The organism is Candidatus Erwinia dacicola, from assembly GCF_001756855.1.
Lineage (GTDB): Bacteria > Pseudomonadota > Gammaproteobacteria > Enterobacterales > Enterobacteriaceae > Erwinia > Erwinia dacicola.
Window position 1 is genome coordinate 1 of sequence record NZ_MAYS01000438.1, and the last position, 3,170, is coordinate 3,170.

At 41.7% G+C, this 3,170-nt stretch carries 2 protein-coding genes; both read right to left on the reverse strand.

The features are described 5' to 3' along the window. Positions 1-601 precede the first annotated feature (601 nt). A complete protein-coding gene (locus BBW68_RS11865; RefSeq protein ID WP_070135525.1) occupies positions 602-2,536 on the reverse strand; it encodes a DNA topoisomerase III in 1,935 nt (644 codons plus the stop codon). After that, a complete protein-coding gene (locus tag BBW68_RS19210; protein WP_222563089.1) occupies positions 2,533-2,778 on the reverse strand; it encodes a hypothetical protein in 246 nt (81 codons plus the stop codon). Before BBW68_RS19210 ends, BBW68_RS11865 begins: the two co-directional genes overlap by 4 nt. Positions 2,779-3,170 lie beyond the last annotated feature (392 nt).

Sequence of the window (3,170 nt, forward strand, 5' to 3'; positions counted from 1 at the left end):
TTAGTTGACCACTACAGGATCTAATCCTAGGGGCAGGTCACTTCATTTCGGAGCAGTAAAAAGTTTCGGCAGGTGTTAGGCAAAGCTAATTGTTAATTAATATCACGTAACTCATTGATAAATATATCTATTATGAGCTAAGTTTATCTTTTAAACAGGCTGCTGGCCTTGTAGGCCCTAGTATACATGAATTAAAGAAGCAAGGTTTAGTGCTTTCAAGTGGACGCCCAAAACACATAAGCTATGTATTTTCGTTGAACATAAAAAATAATGAGGAATTTCAATTAATTTTTGATGAAAAGCATGTGCTCTCTTCTGAAAGGAAACATTAGAAAAAGAGCTATCCATGATTAGTTACGAACTTGAAGCTTATCAAGAACTTCTAAAGAAAATTCCGCATAAGAAGCTAAAAATCATCAAGCCACAGTAAGATACCTTAGAAAAAACTAATCAATTAAATGGCAAACTTCGCGCAATTAATCAGCTGTTATCCCATCGAAACGAATAAGGGAGCCAAGTAAATGGCTTCCTTCTCTGATTTATCATATGACAGCGAAAAAAAGATTCTTGATGGTTCTAAGGGATTCAAACCCTGATAACATTAGGGCTTCTTATTGAAGATATCTTTTTTCCGAATTTTTGTTGTGAGCTTTTTATAGGAAGCTTTGCCCAAACCTTTAAGGCCACCAAAGTGAATATTATCAACCTGATATATGAATACATGCAGCCCTTCTACCATCGGTTGCATAAACTGACCATATTTTATTTTTTTTTCAGAAATAGCTTCTAATTGAGACTCCCAATGTGCCGTCATATCAGGTTTGGTCATCGCTTCTGGCAGGGAGAGTATCAGTCTACGTCCAATATCTGTGGCGTGGATTTCTTTGCCTTTTTTGGTCAAATAGTCTCGCTTAAACAGTAACTCAATGATGCCTGCTCGGGTAGCTTCCGTCCCAAGACCATCAGTATCTCTTAGTACCTTCTTAATTGCCCTGTCGGTCACGTATCTGGCAATGCCCGTCATAGCTGATAGCAAAGAGGCATCGGTAAAGTGCCTTGGCGGTGAGGTCTGTTTTTCATCAAGCCGTCCATCAACACAGAGTACCGCCTCCCCTTTAATAACGTCTGGTAACCTTACAGCTGAGAACTCCGGATCTTCATAAGATGATTTCCGCTCGGGTAATAATGCTTTCCAACCTTTATCAACCACCTCTTTTTGCCTGCTGATGAACAAGCCACCGCCGACTTCGGTATCAATCTGCTTTTCCTGATATTGAAAAGGTGGATAGAACTGCATTAGATACTGTCTGGCTAACAGTTCATAAACGTTCTGTTCATCCAGTGACAGACGACTGATATCCACTCCGCGACTGGTCGGGACAATGGCATGATGCGCACTGACCTTGTCATCATTCCATGCTTTAGACTTAACAGACAGATCAGCTATACCGACTGCTTCCGTCAGTCCTGGGACGGTTTTAGTGATCGCTTGAGTCACCCTCTGAGTGTCACCGAAGTGTCCACTGGGTAGATAACGACAATCTGAACGAGGATAGGTAATCAGCTTATGCTTCTCATATAGTTGCTGGCAAACATCAAGGGTCCTCTGCGCATTGAGATTAAAACGTCTTGAAGCATCGATTTGCAGCGCGGACAGGTTATAGGGTAATGGCGAGGCTTGTTTCGCCCGTTCTTCGGTTACCGCAAGCACGGTTCCTGACTGACCTGTCACCTTCTTCAAAACGGTTTCAGCCAGCTTTTTAAGCACCAGTCGCCCCTCTTCATCCATATATGGTTCACAAGCGGAACTCGGCTTCCATTTTGCTGTATAAACTTGATTCTTATCGGTTTTAAAATCAATAAAAACGTCATAGAAGGGTTTAGAGACAAAATTCTCTATCTCTAAGTCGCGGTTAACCACTAAACCTAATACTGGAGTTTGTACCCGTCCGACAGAGAGGACACCATTATAACCCGATGACTGCCCCCGCAAGGTGCATAAGCGGGTCATATTGATACCATATAGCCAGTCAGCACGTGCCCGGGCTAAAGCTGAAGTGGCTAAAGGAATAAAGTCAATATTTCTGCGTAGGTCGTTTAAAGCCCTTAGGATAGCATCGGCGTTCATGTCATTAATTAAACAGCGTTTAGCCGCTTCCCGCTTCTCTTTAGGCACACCACAATAATTGATAATCTCATCAACCAGAATTTGCCCGACCCTATCGGGGTCACCCATATTGACTAACACATCGGCTTCGTTGATCAGTTTTTTTATAACTTTAAATTGCTTCTGCGTAGCCGGCTTTACCGAGTGTTTCCACTTAACAGGTACAATAGGTAGGTGTTCCCTGCGCCATTTTTTGAATTCAGGGTTATAGGCATCAGGCTCAGCCTGTTCGAGTAAATGGCCAATACACCAAGTCACCACATCACCGTTGGCGGTTCTAATAAATCCGTCACCCTTTTGATGCGGTTTAGACAAAACATCAGCGACCGCCCTGCCCACGCTTGGTTTTTCAGCTATATACAAAATCACTGACTTCTCCTGCTACTGATATCAACAATCTTGAGTGCTGATACTTCCCTTTCCAAGGCGTCGATCTTATCGAATGTTTCGAACAAAGAGAATTTTAACTGAGCATTTTTAGCAAAAATCTTATCACAGAAAACTTTGATATCGTCTCTCTGTGCTTTATAACGCTCTTTTAACTCGCGTTCCTTATCTCTTTGTGCGCGCATTTTATCCACCGAGGCTTTACCTGAAGCGACAGTAGACACCGCATGATCGAGTTTTCTTTCATGAATAGCTCTTTTAGCTTTCTGAACAAATTCAACATAATAGGAGATCCCTCCTGAATTTAGACCCGCTTCTTACCCGCTTCTTGATTGATATGGCTCAGAGTTACTCGCCCATCGTGGGGAGTTCGTTCGGGAACGCCGTTTCATAAACGTTCGAGAGCCTGCTCAAGCCTTATTATCGTCAGTTTACCTCGTTCAGATAGTGTTTCTTCATAAATCATAAATAAGCGTCATTTTTATTAAAAGCAATATACTCAAGATAATTATTAAATAAAACTTGTTCAATCGATCTGATTTCGTAAAATACTTTTGAAGTAACATTCGGCATATTGAGACCAAGAGATTTAATCTAATTATAGGGGCTGTCCTAG